12 protein-coding genes are annotated in these 15707 nt (G+C 73.5%); 5 read left to right on the forward strand and 7 right to left on the reverse strand.

Annotation, left to right across the window (positions count from 1 at the left end):
* Positions 1–811: 811 nt before the first annotated feature.
* Positions 812–2461, reverse strand: a complete 1650-nt coding sequence (locus tag ADK60_RS23480; protein WP_053648716.1) for a C40 family peptidase — start codon at positions 2459–2461, stop codon at positions 812–814.
* A gap of 410 nt (positions 2462–2871) precedes the next feature.
* Between ADK60_RS23480 and ADK60_RS23485 the strand changes: the two genes are divergently transcribed.
* Entirely contained in the window at positions 2872–4065 is a 1194-nt protein-coding gene (locus tag ADK60_RS23485; RefSeq protein WP_079008641.1) for an inorganic phosphate transporter, read from the forward strand.
* Between the two features lie 29 nt (positions 4066–4094).
* Positions 4095–4349, forward strand: a complete 255-nt coding sequence (locus ADK60_RS23490; RefSeq protein WP_030392835.1) for a hypothetical protein — start codon at positions 4095–4097, stop codon at positions 4347–4349.
* A gap of 132 nt (positions 4350–4481) precedes the next feature.
* Here the strand turns inward: ADK60_RS23490 and ADK60_RS23495 are convergent, their stop codons facing one another.
* Complete coding sequence (locus tag ADK60_RS23495; RefSeq protein ID WP_079008644.1) at positions 4482–5975, reverse strand: MDR family MFS transporter; 1494 nt, start codon at positions 5973–5975, stop codon at positions 4482–4484.
* Positions 5976–6212: 237 nt separating this feature from the next.
* On the reverse strand, positions 6213–6686 hold the full coding sequence (locus ADK60_RS23500; RefSeq protein WP_053648720.1) for a MarR family winged helix-turn-helix transcriptional regulator: 474 nt from the start codon (positions 6684–6686) through the stop codon (positions 6213–6215).
* 111 nt (positions 6687–6797) lie between these two features.
* Between ADK60_RS23500 and ADK60_RS23505 the strand changes: the two genes are divergently transcribed.
* Complete coding sequence (locus tag ADK60_RS23505) at positions 6798–7895, forward strand: ABC transporter permease (RefSeq protein ID WP_079008643.1); 1098 nt, start codon at positions 6798–6800, stop codon at positions 7893–7895.
* A 28-nt stretch (positions 7896–7923) separates the two neighbouring features.
* Here the strand turns inward: ADK60_RS23505 and ADK60_RS23510 are convergent, their stop codons facing one another.
* The 4 genes from ADK60_RS23510 to ADK60_RS23525 form a co-directional block, all read right to left on the reverse strand.
* Positions 7924–9138: an ROK family transcriptional regulator gene (locus ADK60_RS23510; RefSeq protein WP_053648722.1), complete on the reverse strand. Its 1215-nt coding sequence runs from the start codon at positions 9136–9138 to the stop codon at positions 7924–7926.
* A gap of 25 nt (positions 9139–9163) precedes the next feature.
* On the reverse strand, positions 9164–9697 hold the full coding sequence (locus ADK60_RS23515) for a GtrA family protein (RefSeq protein ID WP_063783243.1): 534 nt from the start codon (positions 9695–9697) through the stop codon (positions 9164–9166).
* Positions 9698–9793: 96 nt separating this feature from the next.
* Positions 9794–12262, reverse strand: coding sequence for an endopeptidase La (lon, locus tag ADK60_RS23520; RefSeq protein WP_053648724.1), 2469 nt, complete (start codon positions 12260–12262; stop codon positions 9794–9796).
* 223 nt (positions 12263–12485) lie between these two features.
* A complete protein-coding gene (locus ADK60_RS23525) occupies positions 12486–13262 on the reverse strand; it encodes a rhomboid-like protein (RefSeq protein WP_053648726.1) in 777 nt (258 codons plus the stop codon).
* A gap of 549 nt (positions 13263–13811) precedes the next feature.
* Between ADK60_RS23525 and ADK60_RS23530 the strand changes: the two genes are divergently transcribed.
* The gene (locus tag ADK60_RS23530) at positions 13812–14549 is read left to right on the forward strand and encodes a response regulator transcription factor (RefSeq protein ID WP_093864899.1); all 738 of its coding nucleotides are present in this window, start codon (positions 13812–13814) and stop codon (positions 14547–14549) included.
* Between the two features lie 89 nt (positions 14550–14638).
* Positions 14639–15707, forward strand: a 1069-nt coding sequence (locus ADK60_RS23535) for a sensor histidine kinase (protein WP_053648728.1), incomplete at its 3' end; no start/stop codon positions are given.

A 15707-nucleotide genomic window follows, 5' to 3' on the forward strand; every position in this document is an offset into this window, starting at 1 on the left:
GCCCCCACCCCCGATCACCCGCCACGGACACTGGGAACCCCACACCCTCCCCGACGGCACCACCGAACACACCTGGACCGCCCACCAACCCCACACCCGCATACCCCAGTGACCAGGAGCAGGAAGTCGGCCTCCTCGACTTCCTGCTCCACCCGACCTTCGACCTGAGTAACTGCCCCTCGCTCGGCCCGAGCGAGGGGCAGCCGGACGAGGTCGAGTGGTGCGGGATGGCTCAGCTCCGGTGGCTCTCTCGCACGCAGCAAGGGAGCCACCGGAGGAAGACCCAGGAGTGGAAAGTCAGCCTCATCGACTTTCCACTCCGCCTGGCCTTCGACTTGAGCAGCTGCCCTCGCCTGGACGGGGCGAGGGGCAGCCACACTCGACCCATCGATGGGGAAGCCCGCACGGACAGTGGTGTTCCGGTGGCGCCCTTGCCGCGCAAGGGGGCCACCGGGATGAGGAACAGCAAACTCACGCAGATACACGCTGGCCCCTGAGCCGGTCAGCCTCTGGGCGACGGAGTAGGAAGTCGGCCCGTCCGACTTCCCACTCCACGCCTGGGGCTTGGGTGGGCTGCTCAACGGCCCTCACCGGAGCCCGGTGAGGGCCGTTGCAGCCTTCCGACGGCTTTCACGATGTGCCCCGGGAGTAGGAAGTCCGCATCGTCGACTTCCTACTCCGCTTGGAACGGCGTCGGTGAGCGGCTGGGGCAACGCCCCCGGGCAGCGGTGAGGCCGGGCTTCGAGAGGTCTCGAAGCCCGGCCTCGGGCCGTGCGGGTGGGTTGAGCGGGCCCGGGGGTCCGCTCCCGGGTCAGTGCTGGTTCGGCGGGAGGGTGCCCGTGCTGGTGCCGGAGGCCGTCGCGGACGCCGTGCCGGAAGCCGTCGCTGCGGCGGAGCCGGAGGCGGTGGGCGAGCCGGTGCCGGTCGGGGTCGAGGTCGGGGTGCCCGTCGGGGTCTCGGTGGGCGTGCCGGTCGGCGTCCCCGTCGGAGTGCCGGTCGGGGTACCCGTCGGAGTGCCGGTGGGCGTCCCCGTGGGCGTCCCGGTCGGGGTACCCGTCGGCGTCCCCGTCGGAGTGCCGGTCGGCGTCCCCGTCGGCGTCGAGGTCGGCGTGTCCGTGGGGGTGCCCGACGGCGTGGTGGTCGGGTTGCCCGGGTTGGTCGGGTCGGGCGTGCCCGGGGCCGCGGGGGCGGTGGGGGCCGGCGCGGTCGGGGTGCCCGGGAGGGCGGGCACGACCGGCGGGACCACGGTGCCCTCGGGGACCGGCGGCTGGTTCAGCGGGCTGGACGCGATCGGGGTGACCGCGTCCCAGCCGGCCGGCAGCTCCGGCACCTTCCAGGAGCCGCCCGCCTCGTCGGCGGTGCCGTCCGGGTCAGGACGCACGGCGCCGAGGACCGGGTTGGCCCCGATCGGCCCGACCTTGACGTACGAACCCGGCCGCGGCGCGTGCACGACCAGCCCGCCGCCGATGTACATCGCGACGTGCGTGGCGCCCGCGAAGTAGATGACGAGGTCACCGGGCCGCAGCTGGTTGAGCGGGACGTGCTGGAGCTGCGCCCACTGCTCCTGGCTGGTGCGCGGGATCGGCTTGCCGGCGTGCAGCCACGCCTGCGAGGTGAGCCCGGAGCAGTCGAAGACGTCCGGACCGGCGCCGCCCCACACGTACGGCTTGCCGAGCTGGGCGAGCGCGAAGGCGACGGCGGCCCGCCCGGCCAGCGACGGCGTGCGCTCGCCCTGGCCGAGCACCCCGGAGGCGAGGAGCGCGAGCTGGGCCTCGTCGGCCTTGGCCTTCTCGACCTGCTCCAGTTCGGCGCGCTGCGCCCCGGTGAGCGAGGAGACCAGCTGCTCGACGGCGGCGAGGTCGGCGGCGACCTTGGCCTTGGCGGCGTCCTGCTGGGTGACCAGGGTCTGCGAGGTGCTGAGCGCCTCCTCGTTCTGCTTCTGCAGCACGCCCAGCGCGTCGCGGTCGGAGGTCAGCTTGGCGAGGAACTCGTTCTGCGAGCGGCTGGCGGTGGCGAGCAGCTCGGCGATGGTGACGGCCTCGTACGGGTCCTTGGAGAGCAGCAGCTCGGCGTAGGCGGAGGCGGCGCCGTTGCGGTACTGGGCGGCGGCGAGCTGGGCGGCGATGTCGGTGCCGGCGTCGACCTGCTTCTCCTGGCGCTCCAGCTTGGACTTGAGCTCGGTGAGCGAGGCCTGCTGCTCGGTGACCTTGGCGACGGCCGCGTTGTACTGCTCGGTGGCGGCCTCGGCGCCCTGGTACAGCGCCTGCAGCTGCTCCAGCAGCGGGCCGAGGGTGGCCTTGGCGGCGGCGAGCGGGTCACCGTTGGGGTCGTTCACGGGCGCGCCGGGCGCGGTGGCGCCAGGGGTGGGCTGGGCCGGGTCGGCCCAGGCCGCGCCGGCGGCCAGCGGCAGCGCGAGCGCGGCGGCCGCGAGGACGGCCCCGCAGCGGAGTGCGGCCCGCACCCAGGCCGGTCGGCCGGCGCGGTTGCCCGCTCGTCGTCCGTCCGTCGGTTCCGCTTGTCGTACCCCGCCGCCCATAGGTCCTGTCCTCCCCGTCAGCCCACGCTCCGGGGTCCCCGGACCTCCGCAGATCCTGCCATGGGTTACTCGCCGGAAACAGACCGCACCCGTACGGCTCGATGAATTTTTCACCCCGGTGTGAGACAGCTCTCAGCAAAACGGGCGAACCGGGGCAGATCTCCACTAATGTCCAGCTCAGCGCGGTAGGCAGCACCCCCTGGAAAGGTCCCGGCCACCCCCAAGTCACCATCGGAACCACGATTCCGATGCCTGTTCACCTTCCGTTCATCCAGGATCCCTACCGTCGCGAACAACGCCAACGTCTGTGCGACAACTACGACGATTGTTTGGGTATGGAACACATCTCGTTCCTGGTGGCCGTTGTGATCATCACGGCGCTCGCCTTCGACTTCACCAACGGGTTCCACGACACCGCCAACGCGATGGCCACCTCCATCGCCACGGGAGCCCTCAGGCCGAAGGTCGCGGTCACCATCGCGGCCGTCCTCAACTTCGCGGGTGCGTTCCTCTCCGTGAAGGTCGCCACCACCATCTCGGGCGGCATCGTCAACGAGAAGGCCGGCATCCATCCGGAGATCATCTTCGCCGCACTGGCCGGCGCGATCCTCTGGAACCTGCTGACCTGGCTGCGCGGTCTGCCGTCGAGTTCCTCGCACGCGCTCTACGGCGGCCTGATCGGCGCCACCGTGGTCGGCGTCGGCGCCAACGGTGTCAACTTCGACACCGTCGTCAGCAAGATCCTCATCCCGGCCGTCGCCTCCCCACTGGTGGCCGGCCTGGCCGCCTGGGGCGCCACCAAGCTCGCCTTCGCGATCACCCGCAAGAGCAAGGACGAGACCGTCGGCAAGGGCTTCCGCACCGGCCAGATCTTCTCCTCCTCGCTGATCTCGCTGGCGCACGGCACCAACGACGCGCAGAAGACGATGGGCATCATCACCCTGACCCTGGTCTCGGTCGGCGCCCTGCCGAAGGGCGCGCTGCCCCCCACCTGGGTCATCGTCTCGGCCGGCGCCGCGATCGCGGTCGGCACCTACATGGGCGGCTGGCGGATCATCCGCTCGATGGGCAAGGGCCTCGCGGACATCACCCCGCGCCAGGGCTTCGCCTCCGAGTCGGCCGCCGCGACGGTCATCCTGACCTCCTCGCACATGGGCTTCGGCCTCTCCACCACCCAGGTCTGCTCCGGCGGCATCATGGGCGCCGGCCTCGGCGGCCCGAAGGCCGAGCTGCGCTGGGGCATGGTCCGCCGCATGGTCTACACCTGGGGCCTGACCCTGCCCGCCGCCGCCACCGTGGGCGGACTCGCGGCCTTCCTCGCCGAGCAGGGCAACTGGGGCGTGGCGCTGGTCGGCGTCGCGCTGGTGGCCGGCTCGGGCGCGATGTGGGTCATCTCCCGCCGCCAGCCGGTCGGGGCGGACAACGTCACCGCCGACGACGTCACCGACGTCACCGACGTCACCCCGGTCGAGGTCGGCCCGGCCGCGCCCGCCACCCCGACCCCCGCCTCGACCACGGTCGCGGCCTGACCGCCGCCGGCTGAGGAGCTCGAAACACCATGCACATCAAGTGGAACGCCCTGGCCCAGACCGCAGGTGTCAGCTTCGGCATCACCGTCGCCGTCGTCGCCGTCTTCGCACTCGGCATCCTGGCCCTCTCCCGCCGCGAGGCCTCGCTCACCGCGCAGCGCGAGGCGGCCGGACCGGGCGCCCCGGCGAACGGCGGCCGGCTGGCCCTGGCCGGCGCCTACACCTGCTTCGCCGTCTGCGGCGCGGCCGTCCTCTACGGGCTGTCGCTGATCGCGGGCAAGTAGCCCCGCCGCGCCGTAGCCGCGCGGCCCCGCACCGAACGGCCGGAGGGCCGGGAGTGGATCACCACTCCCGGCCCTCCGGCCGTTCCCGTACCCGGATCAGGACTCCCGGACCAGGACGCCCGGACCAGGGGATCAGTCCTGCGCGGTGCGCAGCACCGTCTCCCGGACGAACAGCACCGTGACGAAGGCCAGCAGCGCGAACGGTGCCGCGACCAGGAACACCACCCCGACCCCGTGCCCGAAGGCGTCGGTGACCAGCGGCACCAGCGGCGCGGGCAGCTTGTCCAGGTCCGGGATGCCGCCGCCGAGCGCGCCGCCGGAGGCCGGGACGTGCGCGGCGGCCAGGTTCTCGGCGAGGTAGTGGCCGACCCGGTTGTTCATCAGCGCGCCGAGCGCGGAGACGCCCATCGCGCCGCCCATGGTGCGGAAGAAGGTGACCACCGAGCTGGCCGCGCCGAGCTCGGCGCGCGGCACGGTGTTCTGCACGGCGAGGACGAGGTTCTGCATGGTGAGGCCGAGGCCGACGCCGGTGATCGCCATGTAGACGGAGAGCAGGCCGTAGGCCGTGTCGGCCCGGGCGGTGCCGAGCAGGGCGAAGCCGACGGCGAGCAGCAGGGTGCCGGCGACCAGGTAGGCCTTCCAGCGGCCGTACTTGGTGATCAGCCGGCCGGCCACGGTGGAGGAGACGGCCAGGCCGAGGATCATCGGCAGGGTCATCAGGCCGGCCACGGTCGGGGACTTGTCCCGGGCGAGCTGGAAGTACTGGCTGAGGAACGTGGTGGCGCCGTACATCCCGATCCCGACCAGGACGCTGGCCAGCGCGGACAGGGTGACCGTCCGGTGCCGGAACAGGTGCGGCGGGATGATCGGCTCGGCGGCGCGGCGCTCGACCAGGACGGCGAGGGCGCCGAGCAGCAGTCCGCCGCCGACCATGGCCGCGGTCTGCCAGGAGAGCCAGGCGTAGTTCTTGCCGGCCAGGGTGATCCAGATCATCAGCAGGCTGACCGCGCCGGTGATCACCAGCGCGCCCAGGTAGTCGATCCGCACCTTGCGCCGGACCACCGGCAGCTTCAGGGTCCGCTGCAGCACCAGGATGGCGGCCAGCGCGAACGGGATGCCGACGTAGAAGCACCAGCGCCAGCCGAGCCAGGAGGTGTCCACGATGACGCCGCCGATCAGCGGGCCGCCGATGGTGGCGAGGGCGAAGACGGCGCCGAAGTAGCCGCTGTACCGGCCGCGCTCGCGCGGCGGGACCATCGCGGCCAGGCAGATCTGGGCGAGCGCGGTGACGCCGCCGGCGCCGATGCCCTGGAGGGCGCGGCAGGCGATCAGCTGGCCGGTGTTCTGGGAGAAGCCGGCCAGCGCGGAGGAGGCGATGTAGATGACCAGCGCGATCTGCAGCAGCAGCTTCTTGCTGGCGAGGTCGGAGAGCTTGCCCCAGATCGGGGTGGAGGCGGTGAGGGTGAGCAGGGTCGCGGTGATCACCCAGGTGTAGGCGGACTGGCCGCCGTGCAGGTCGGTGAGGATCCGGGGCAGCGCGTTGGAGACGACGGTCGACGAGAGCACGGCGACGAAGAGGCCGAGCAGCAGGCCGGAGAGCGCCTCCATCACCTGCCGGTGCGTCATCGGTTGGTCGGTGGCGGCGGCGGCTCCGGTCGAGGCAGTCGGGGTGGTGGTGGCAGTCATCAAGGTCCTTCGGGATAGTTGCCTGACGCAACCATAGGCCGAGATGGTTGACTTGGGCAACATTCTTCAAGAACAAGTAAAGCCCGGACCGACCCTCGGCCCGGGCTCCCGACAGAGCGCATCAGACGCTCCGGCACTCAGACGCTCCGGCACTCAGACACTCAGACACTCAGACACTCAGGCGCTCGGCACGGCCGCCTCGCCCACCACGTCGTTGAAGCGGTGCAGCAGCTCGGCGAAGCGGACCACGTCCTCCTCCGACCAGTCGGCCATCAGCTCCCGCACCCGGCCCATCCGGGCGTCCCGGGCCGCCAGGAACCGCCGTCGGCCCTCCTCGGTGAGCGACACCAGCGCCGAACGGCGGTCCAGCGGGTCCGCCTCCCGGGCCAGCAGGCCCAGCTCCTCCAGCGCCCGGATCTGCCGGCTGATGGTCGCCTTGCCGACCGCGAAGTGCACCCCGACATCGGTCACCCGCACCGGCCCGGCCTGCTCGACATGGCCCAGCAGGCTGTACGCCATGCCCTCCAGCTGCGGATGGACCCGCCGGGACAGCTCCGCCACCCGGGCCCGGCCGCGCCGGAACAGCACCCCGACCTCGCGCTCCACGGCCAGCAGGGGCTGCTCGTCGCGCTCCTCGTTCGGCTCCTTCACCGCGCCAGTATCCCGCAGCCCGCCCGAGGCGCTGCGGCGCGGGAGAAACGCAGAGGAAACTAGTTCATGCTATTAAGTATCCGGTTTCCCCCGATACACAAGGAGATGTGCATGACCTCCGCCCCCGGGCAACAGGCAGGGCAGGAACCCACACAGGAACCGGCGCGGGCATCGGCCCCGGAACCGAGGAAGGGCTTCGCCGCCGAGCTGAAGGGCGCGGTCACCCCGCGTGCGGCGCTGCTGGTCATCGGCGTGCTGCTGCTCCAGCTCGGCTTCGTCACCTCGTACGTGGGCGCCCTGCACCACCCCACCCCGCACGAGCTCTCGATCGCGGTGGTCGCCCCGCCGCAGGTCGCCCCCAAGTTCGTCCAGGGCCTGGAATCGGTCCCGGACCAGGCCGTGAAGGCCGTCACCGCGCCGGACGCGGAGACCGCCACCGAGCAGATCAAGGACCAGAAGGTCTACGCCGCGCTGGTGGTGGACCCGGCCTCCACCGAGGACGTGCTGCTGGTCGCCAACGCGCGCGGCCCGTCCGCCGCCCGGGCCGCCGAGAGCATCGTCACCGGCCTGGAGAAGACCCAGGGCCGCACCGTGAAGGTCGAGGACGTGGTGCCGCTCGCCAAGGGCGACGCCAACGGCCTCTCCTCCTTCTACCTGGTGATCGGCTGGTGCGTCGGCGGCTACCTGGTCGCCTCCATCCTCGGCGTCAGCGCCGGGGCGAAGCCCGCCAACGCCAACCGGGCGCTGATCCGCCTCGGCACGCTGGCGCTCTACTCGCTCGCGGCCGGCATCGGCGGCGCGATCATCGTCAAGTCGGTGCTGGACGCGCTGCCGGGGCCGTTCTGGTCGATGTCCGCCGTCGGCGCGCTGGTGGTCTTCGCGGTGGGCGCGTTCACCATGGCGCTGCAGTGCCTGTTCGACATCATCGGCATCGGCGTCGCGGTGCTGCTCTTCGTGGTGCTCGGCAATCCCAGCGCGGGCGGCGTCTTCCCGCCGCCGCTGATGCCGCCGTTCTGGCGGGCGATCGGGGCCTGGTTCCCGAACGGCGCGGGCACCGACGCGACCCGCTCCATCGCCTACTTCGACGGCACCGCGCTGACCCGGCCGCTGCTCGTGCTGCTGGCCTGGGCCCTGGTCGGGGTCGCGGTGACCTTCGCCGCCGTCCTGCGCCGGCCCTCGCACCGCAGCCGCGAGCTGGTCGAGGGCTGACCGTCCCGGCGCCCGCCGCCCCCGGACCTCAGGCCTCCGGCCGGCCCGGGTCGGCGAGCACCGACCGGACCACACCCGCCGCGGCTCCCAGCAGGGGGCCGCGGCGGCCCAGCCGGGAGACCGTCAGCCGCTCGTCCGTCCAGGGGCGGACGGTCACCCGGGCGGCCAGCTCGGCCCGCATCGCGGGCAGCAGCCAGGGGGCCAGCTGCGCGTAGCCGCCGCCCAGCACCACCTCCGCCGGGTCCAGCAGGTTGACCGCGCCCGCCGAGGCGATCCCCAGCGCGGCGCCGGCCCCGGCGAGCGCCTTCCGCACCTCCGCGTCCCCGGCCTCGGCCCGCTCGGCGAGCAGCGCCACCCAGTCGCCCCGGATGCCCTCCAGACCGGCCGCGCGCAGCACCGCCGACTCCCCCGCGTACTGCTCCAGGCAGCCGTGCGCCCCGCAGGCGCAGCGCGGACCGTCCGGACGCACCGGGACGTGCCCCAGCTCGCCCGCGTAGCCGTGCGCGCCGCGCAGCAGCCGGCCCTCGACCACGATCGCCGAGCCGATCCCGGCCTCGGCGGAGACGTGCAGGAAGTGCGCCGGTCCACCACCGAGCCAGAGTTCGGCGAGCCCGCCGAGGTTGGCCTCGTTGTCGGCCCGCAGCGGCAGCTCGGCCAGGTCCCCGGCACCGGCGGCGCGCAGCGCGAGCCGCAGCTCGGCGACGAGCGGCACCTCCTCCCAGCCCAGGTTGGCGGCCCGCTGGAGCAGTGCGCCGTCGATCCCGACCAGTCCGGGCACGGCCAGGGCCAGCCCGGCCGGGCGCGGACCGGCCTCGGCGGCGGCCCGGCGGACCAGTTCGGCGAGGTCGGCCATGACGGCGGCGGGGCGCCGGCCCCGGTTGCGGATCTCCTGGCGGTGCCAGGCGCGGACCTCGCCGCGCAGGTCGACCACGCAGGCGCCCAGGTGCTCCACCCCGATCTCGGCGCCGAGGCCGCCGGGGCCGTCCGGGTTGAGCCCGAGCGCGGTGCCGGGCCGGCCGACCTTGCCGCTGGGCGCGGCCGGGCCCTCCTCGACCACCAGTCCGGCCGCGATCAGCTCCTCGGCGAGCGAGGAGACCGCGGCCCTGGTCAGCCCCGTCCCGGCGGCCACCTCGGCGCGCGAACGCGGGGCGCGCGCGATCACACCGAGCACCAGCGCCAGATTGGCCCGGCGCATCCCCTGCTGGCTCGCGGGCCCGGTCGGGGCGCCGTCCGTCTCACGCATCACCCTCACCCGCTCCGGCCGCGGCTCACTGCCCCTCCGAGCCTAGGGCCCGGACGCTCGCGGGGCTTCCCGCCCCGGCCTCCTCCACCCGGGTGAAGACCCAGCGCTGCATGGCCCAGAAGCGGAACAGCATCGCCACGAAGGTGCCCAGCACCATCCCGCTCAGGAAGTCGGCCAGCTCCTGGGTGAACGGGCTGACCCAGGGCTCGCGCAGGTCCAGCAGGTAGCGGGAGGCGATCAGCGGCAGGTCGTTGACCGCGACCGCGACGGCGCTCACCAGGACGAAGAGCAGTGGTTCGCGCCGGCGCCAGGAGGAGCGGAAGGACCACCGCCGGTTGAGCAGATAGGAGACGACGGTGCCGACCACGGTCGCCACGGTGAGCGCCAGCACCGGCTTGCTCGGCATGACGGTGAACCGCAGCGCGTAGTTGATCAGCACGGTCAGGGTGAAGCAGCCGCTGCCGACCAGCAGGAACTTCACCAGCCGCCGGTGCCGGACCAGGGCCGGACGCACCCGGCCCGGTACCCGGGCCAGGACGCGCTGGGTGAGGGACGGCATCTTCGCAGTCTGGCACGGCGCACGGAGCCCGTCCCGTCCGGCGGACCGGGCGGGACGGGCTCCGTACGAGGGCTGCCGGACGGGGCCGGGACCGGGTCAGGCGACGGCGGCCAGCACCTCGGCCGGCTCCAGGGCCAGCCTCAGCACCTCCCGGACGTCGGCCACCGGGTGCACGGTGAGCCGCGCCAGCACCTCGGCCGGGACGTCGTCCAGGTCGGCCTCGTTCCGCCGGGGGATGATCACCGTGGTGACCCCGGCCCGGTCGGCGGCGAGCAGCTTCTGCTTCACCCCGCCGATCGGCAGCACCCGCCCGGTCAGCGACACCTCACCGGTCATCGCCACGTCGGCGCGCACCTTGCGCCCGGAGAGCAGCGAGGCCAGCGCGGTGGTCATGGTGATGCCGGCGCTCGGACCGTCCTTGGGGACGGCGCCGGCCGGGATGTGCAGGTGCACTCCGCGGTCCCGCAGCGAGGTGACCGGCAGCTCCAGCTCGGCCCCGCGCGAGCGCAGGTAGGAGAGCGCGATGTGCGCGGACTCCTTCATGACGTCGCCCAGCTGGCCGGTCAGGGTCAGCCCGGTGCCGCCGGTCTCGGCGTCGGCGAGCGAGGCCTCGATGTAGAGGACGTCGCCGCCGGCCCCGGTGACCGCCAGCCCGGTGGCCACCCCGGGCACCGCGGTGCGGCGCTCGGCGGGCTCCTGGGCCGCCTCCGGCACGTGGTGCGGCCGGCCGATCAGGGCGCGCAGCTCCTCCGCGCCGATCGCGGCGGGCAGCTCGCGCTCCCCCAGCTCGGTCTGCGCGGCGATCTTGCGCAGCACCCGGGCGATCGCCCGTTCGAGGTTCCGGACGCCGGCCTCGCGGGTGTACTCGCCCGCCAGCTTCCGCAGCGCCGGCTCGCCGACCGCGACCTCCTCCTCCTTGAGCCCGGCCCGCTCCAGCTGGCGCGGGAGCAGGTGGTCGCGGGCGATGACGACCTTCTCGTCCTCGGTGTAGCCGTCCAGGCGGACCAGCTCCATCCGGTCGAGCAGCGGCTCGGGGATGGACTCCAGCACATTGGCGGTGGCGAGGAAGACCACGTCGGAGAGGTCCAGCTCGACCTCCAGGTAGTGGTCCCGGAAGGTGTGGTTCTGCGCCGGGTCGAGCACCTCCAGCAGGGCGGCGGCCGGGTCGCCCCGGTAGTCGGAGCCGACCTTGTCGATCTCGTCGAGCAGGACGACCGGGTTCATCGAGCCGGCCTCCTTGAGCGCCCGGACCAGCCGGCCGGGCAGTGCGCCGACGTAGGTGCGCCGGTGGCCGCGGATCTCCGCCTCGTCCCGGACGCCGCCGAGCGAGACCCGGACGAAGGTGCGGCCCATGGCGCGGGCCACCGACTCGCCGAGCGAGGTCTTGCCGACACCGGGCGGGCCGACCAGCGCGAGCACCGCGCCGCCCGCCCGCCGTCCGCCGCCCTTCGGGGAAACGGCCTCGCCCGGTCCGTCCTGCTGCCCCTCAGCCGCATGACCTGCGGCCGCCTGCTCGGCCCGGCGCTTGCGGACGGCCAGGTACTCGACGATCCGGTCCTTCACGTCGGCCAGGCCGGCGTGGTCGGCGTCCAGCACCGCGCGGGCGCCGGCGATGTCGTAGCTGTCCTCGGTGCGCTCGTTCCAGGGCAGCTCCAGCACGGTGTCCAGCCAGGTGCGGATCCAGGAGCCCTCGGGCGACTGGTCGCTGGCCCGCTCCAGCTTGTCGACCTCCTTGAGGGCGGCCTCACGGACCTTCTCCGGGAGGTCGGCGGCCTCGACCCGGGTGCGGTAGTCGTCCTCCTCGTCGGCCGGGTCGCCGTTCAGCTCGGCCAGCTCCTTGCGGACGGCCTCCAGCTGGCGGCGGAGCAGGAACTCCTTCTGCTGCTTGGCGACGCCCTCCTCGACGTCCTTGCGGATGGTGTCGTTGACCTCCTCCTCGGCGAGGTGGTCGCGGAGCAGTCCGAGCGCGTACTCCAGTCGCGCGACCTGGTCGGCCTCCAGCAGCACCTTGAGCTTCTGCTCGGCGGTGGCGAAGGGCGCGTAGCCGATGTTGTCGGCGAGCTCGCCGACGCCCTCGATCGCGGCCACCCGGTCGACGATCTGCCAGGCGCCGCGCCGGCGCAGCCACTGGGTGGAGAGCGACTTGTACTCCTTGACCAGCTCGGCGGCCCGGCCGGCCACCGGGGTGCCGACGGAGGACTCGCGGAACGGCGTGGTCTCCACCCAGAGCGCGGCGCCCGGTCCGGTGGTGCCGACGCCGATCCGTACCCGGCGCACCGCGCGGACCAGCGCCGCCGGCTGCCCGATCCCGTCCGGGCCGTCTGCCAGCCGGCCGACCTGCTCGACGGTGGCGAGGGTGCCGACCGCCGCGTAGGAGCCGTCCACCCTCGGGACCAGCAGCACCTGGGGCTTCCCGGCACCGCCGGTGGCCGCGGCGCGCGCGGCCTCGACGGCGGCGCGGACCTCGGCGTCCTTCAGGTCCAGCGGGACGACCATGCCCGGCAGGACGACCTCGTCGTCCAGCGGCAGCACGGGCAGGGTGAGCGGTGCGGACGTCGATGCCATGATCTCTCCCCAGTCAGCGAACTTGAGTCGACCTGACTAAGGCTTGGCGGCCGCCGGATGTTCCCCGTCGCGCGTTCGCCGTCAGCGAACGCAACGGGGTCACCGCGGGCCGTCGCGGGCCTGTCAAAAAGGCCCGGTACGCGAACCGGGAAGCAGTCCCACCGGACGGACCCCAGCACGCGCCCCCGGCGCGCAGGCCCGGGGGCATCCGCGCCGCACGGGCTCAGGAGCGGCCCGACACCACGGCCCCGCGGGCCGCGGACGCCGGCCGGGACAGTTCGGCGGGCACCCCGAACCGGGCACGGCGCGGCCGGTGGCCGTCCCAGCGGCGCAGCCACCGCCACAGCGCCACCCCGGCCAGCAGCGCCACCGGATGGCCGACCCCGGTGACGAGGTCCCGGTCGGCGGCGATCTGGTCGGCGATCAGCGCCACCGCCAGCGCCAGCACGGCCGCCCGCCCCGCCGGCCGGAGCAGCCCGGCCAGCGCGCCGAGGCTGGCGAGCACGCCGTAGCTGACCCCGATGTCGAGGTGGTCCATGGCAGCCGGCTCCAGCCGCCCGGTCTCCACCCCGACGACGACCACGCCCTGGGAGAGCAGGGTGGCGGCGACGTGCCCGGCCGCGAAGACCACGGCCGCCCGGCCGGGGCCGACCCGGCGCTCCAGCGGCGCGACGGTGAAGGCGAAGGCCCAGAGGTAGGGCATCCAGACCGGCCCGGCCACCCAGAAGCCGCTGAACAGCAGCGCGCGCAGCGGGTGCTGCAACAGGTTGTGCCCGTCCGAACTGGAGGCCTCCTGGAGCCGGAGCACGAGCTCCGGGTCGGCCAGCCCGGCGAAGGTGGTGGTGGCGCCGACCACGGCGAGGTAGCCGAGGGCGAAGGGATTGCGCCGCAGGGTCGGCACCCGGGCCAGGATCCAGTCGACCGCGCCGGTCCGCAGACCGGCCCGGAGCATCCCGTACGGCGGCCCGCCGCACCCGGCGGGCACCTGCCGCTCCGTCATGCCGCCTCCGCTCCAACGCCCGCAGCCGTCACCCGCGCGTGTCCAACGTACCGGCGCGTACCGGAAATCCCACCCCCACGAATTTGTCGTGGCCACGGTACGTCCGGTGCCTGGGAGTCCGCTGGGAGAAAGCCGTGAGGATCCGGGGTCCGCGCGGGCCCGCATTGGTCCAGACCTTCCGCCCCGCTCGGGGCCGCTTTCCGCCCTGACCGGCGGCTTGGCGTCAACTCATGTGCATACGTACCGTTACAGAGTGAAAAAACGCCGGGTAAGGTATCGGCCCGTGCCCACTTCCCGGTGGGCCCGAAAGCCGGTCCGAAGGACCGGCCCGCGGGCCGGAAATGTCCGGTCCACCTGCCGGGAATCACCTGCGGTCCGTACGCTGCGAGGTGCACGGGAGACGGAGAGCGGCCCACGCCCTCGCCGTCACCCGCGCACGCGACGGGACGGCGGACCCGGCACAGTCCACGACGGAACAAGACTACGAAGCGGAGCCTTCGCCATCCCCACAGGTGGCCGGCCCGCAGCCCTGGGGGCGGTGGCGTGACCGTGACAGAAATTCAGCAGGACAACCAGAACACCGGCGGCACGGTGAGCAGCCAGCGCAGAGTGCTGGTGGTGGAGGACGAGCCCACGATCGCCGAGTCGATCGCGGCCCGGTTGGGCGCGGAGGGCTTCAAGGTGGCGGTGGCCCACGACGGCCCCGGCGCCGTCGACGGCTTCCACACCTGGCAGCCGGACCTCGTCGTCCTCGACATCATGCTGCCCGGCTTCGACGGCCTCGAGGTGTGCCGCCGGATCCAGGCCCAGCGCCCGGTGCCGGTCCTGATGCTCACCGCGCGGGACGACGAGACGGACCTGCTGGTCGGCCTCGGCGTCGGCGCCGACGACTACATGACCAAGCCCTTCTCCATGCGCGAACTGGCCGCCCGGGTCAACGTGCTGCTGCGCCGCGTCGAGCGCGCCCAGCAGGCCGCCCGGACGCCCGCGCTGGGCAGCCTGCGCTTCGGCGAGCTGGAGATCGACCATGTGCAGCGCCGGGTCCGGCTGGCCTCGGGCGACGTCCACCTGACGCCGACCGAGTTCGACCTGCTCGCCTGCCTGGCCGCCCAGCCGCGCGCCGTGCTCACCCGTGAGCAGCTGCTGGCCGAGGTCTGGGACTGGACGGACGCGTCCGGCACCCGCACCGTCGACAGCCACGTCAAGGCACTGCGCCGCAAGATCGGCGCCAGCTGGATCCGCACCGTGCACGGTGTCGGGTACGCGCTGGAGGCCCCGCTCTCGTAGCGGCACCACCCTCGGACACCGGGCCGCCGGGGGGCCCGTTGTCCCGAACCGCCGTGCGGCGGACCCACGCGGGGGACCACAGGGGACCAATGACCTTTCCACAGCAACGCAACGGGGACATCGACGGCAGTCGGCCGCCCACCCTGGCCGCCCGCGCCGCGAAACGGGTCTGGGCCGACATCCGGCCGCTCGACCCGGTCCGCTCCATCAAGGGCAAACTCGCCCTCCTGGTGATCGTCTCGGTCTTCCTGGCCACCGGCATGGTGGTCGTGGCGATCCGGTCCGAGACCCAGATCCGGATCATCATGATCTTCTCGATGATCGCCTCGCTGCTCTTCATGCAGTTCCTCGCGCACGGGCTGACCGCCCCGCTGCGCGACATGACCGCCGCCGCCCGCGCGATGGCCTCCGGCGACTACAGCCGCCGGGTCGAGGTGAACTCGCGCGACGAGATCGGCGAGCTCGCCGCGACCTTCAACCAGATGGCGTCCGACCTGGAGGCCGCCGACCGGCACCGGCGCGAGCTGGTCGCCAACGTCTCGCACGAGCTGCGCACGCCGATCGCCGCGCTGCGGGCCGTGCTGGAGAACGTGGTCGACGGCGTCGTCCAGCCCAACCCGGCGACCCTGGGTGCCGCGCTGGAGCAGACCGAGCGGCTCGGCCGGCTGGTCACCCACCTGCTCGACCTCTCCAAGATCGACGACGGCGTGGTCGACCTGGACGCGCGCCCGTTCGAGGTGCGCGAGTTCCTGGACGGCGTGCTGCGCGGGGTCACCGTGGACGGCGCCACGGCCGGCGGGGCCTTCTCCCGGCGCGGCGACGTCCGGCTCGCCCTGGAGGTCAGCCCGGCCGGGCTGACCGGCGTCGCCGACACCGAACGGCTGCACCAGGTGGTGGCCAACCTGGTCGACAACGCCTGCAAGCACTCCCCGCCCGGCGGCACCGTGACGGTCCGGGCCCGACCCGACGAGGGGCCCGGGGCCCTGCTGCTGGAGGTCGAGGACGAGGGCCCCGGCATCCCGGCGGCGGACCGGGCCAGGGTCTTCGAGCGGTTCGGCCGCAGCGGCACCGCGACCGCGGCCGGCCCCGGCGCCGACGGCGGGACCGGGCTGGGCCTGGCCATCGCCCGCTGGGCGGTGGACCTGCACGGCGGACGGA

This window comes from Streptomyces sp. XY431, assembly GCF_001279805.1.
Lineage (GTDB): Bacteria > Actinomycetota > Actinomycetes > Streptomycetales > Streptomycetaceae > Kitasatospora > Kitasatospora purpeofusca.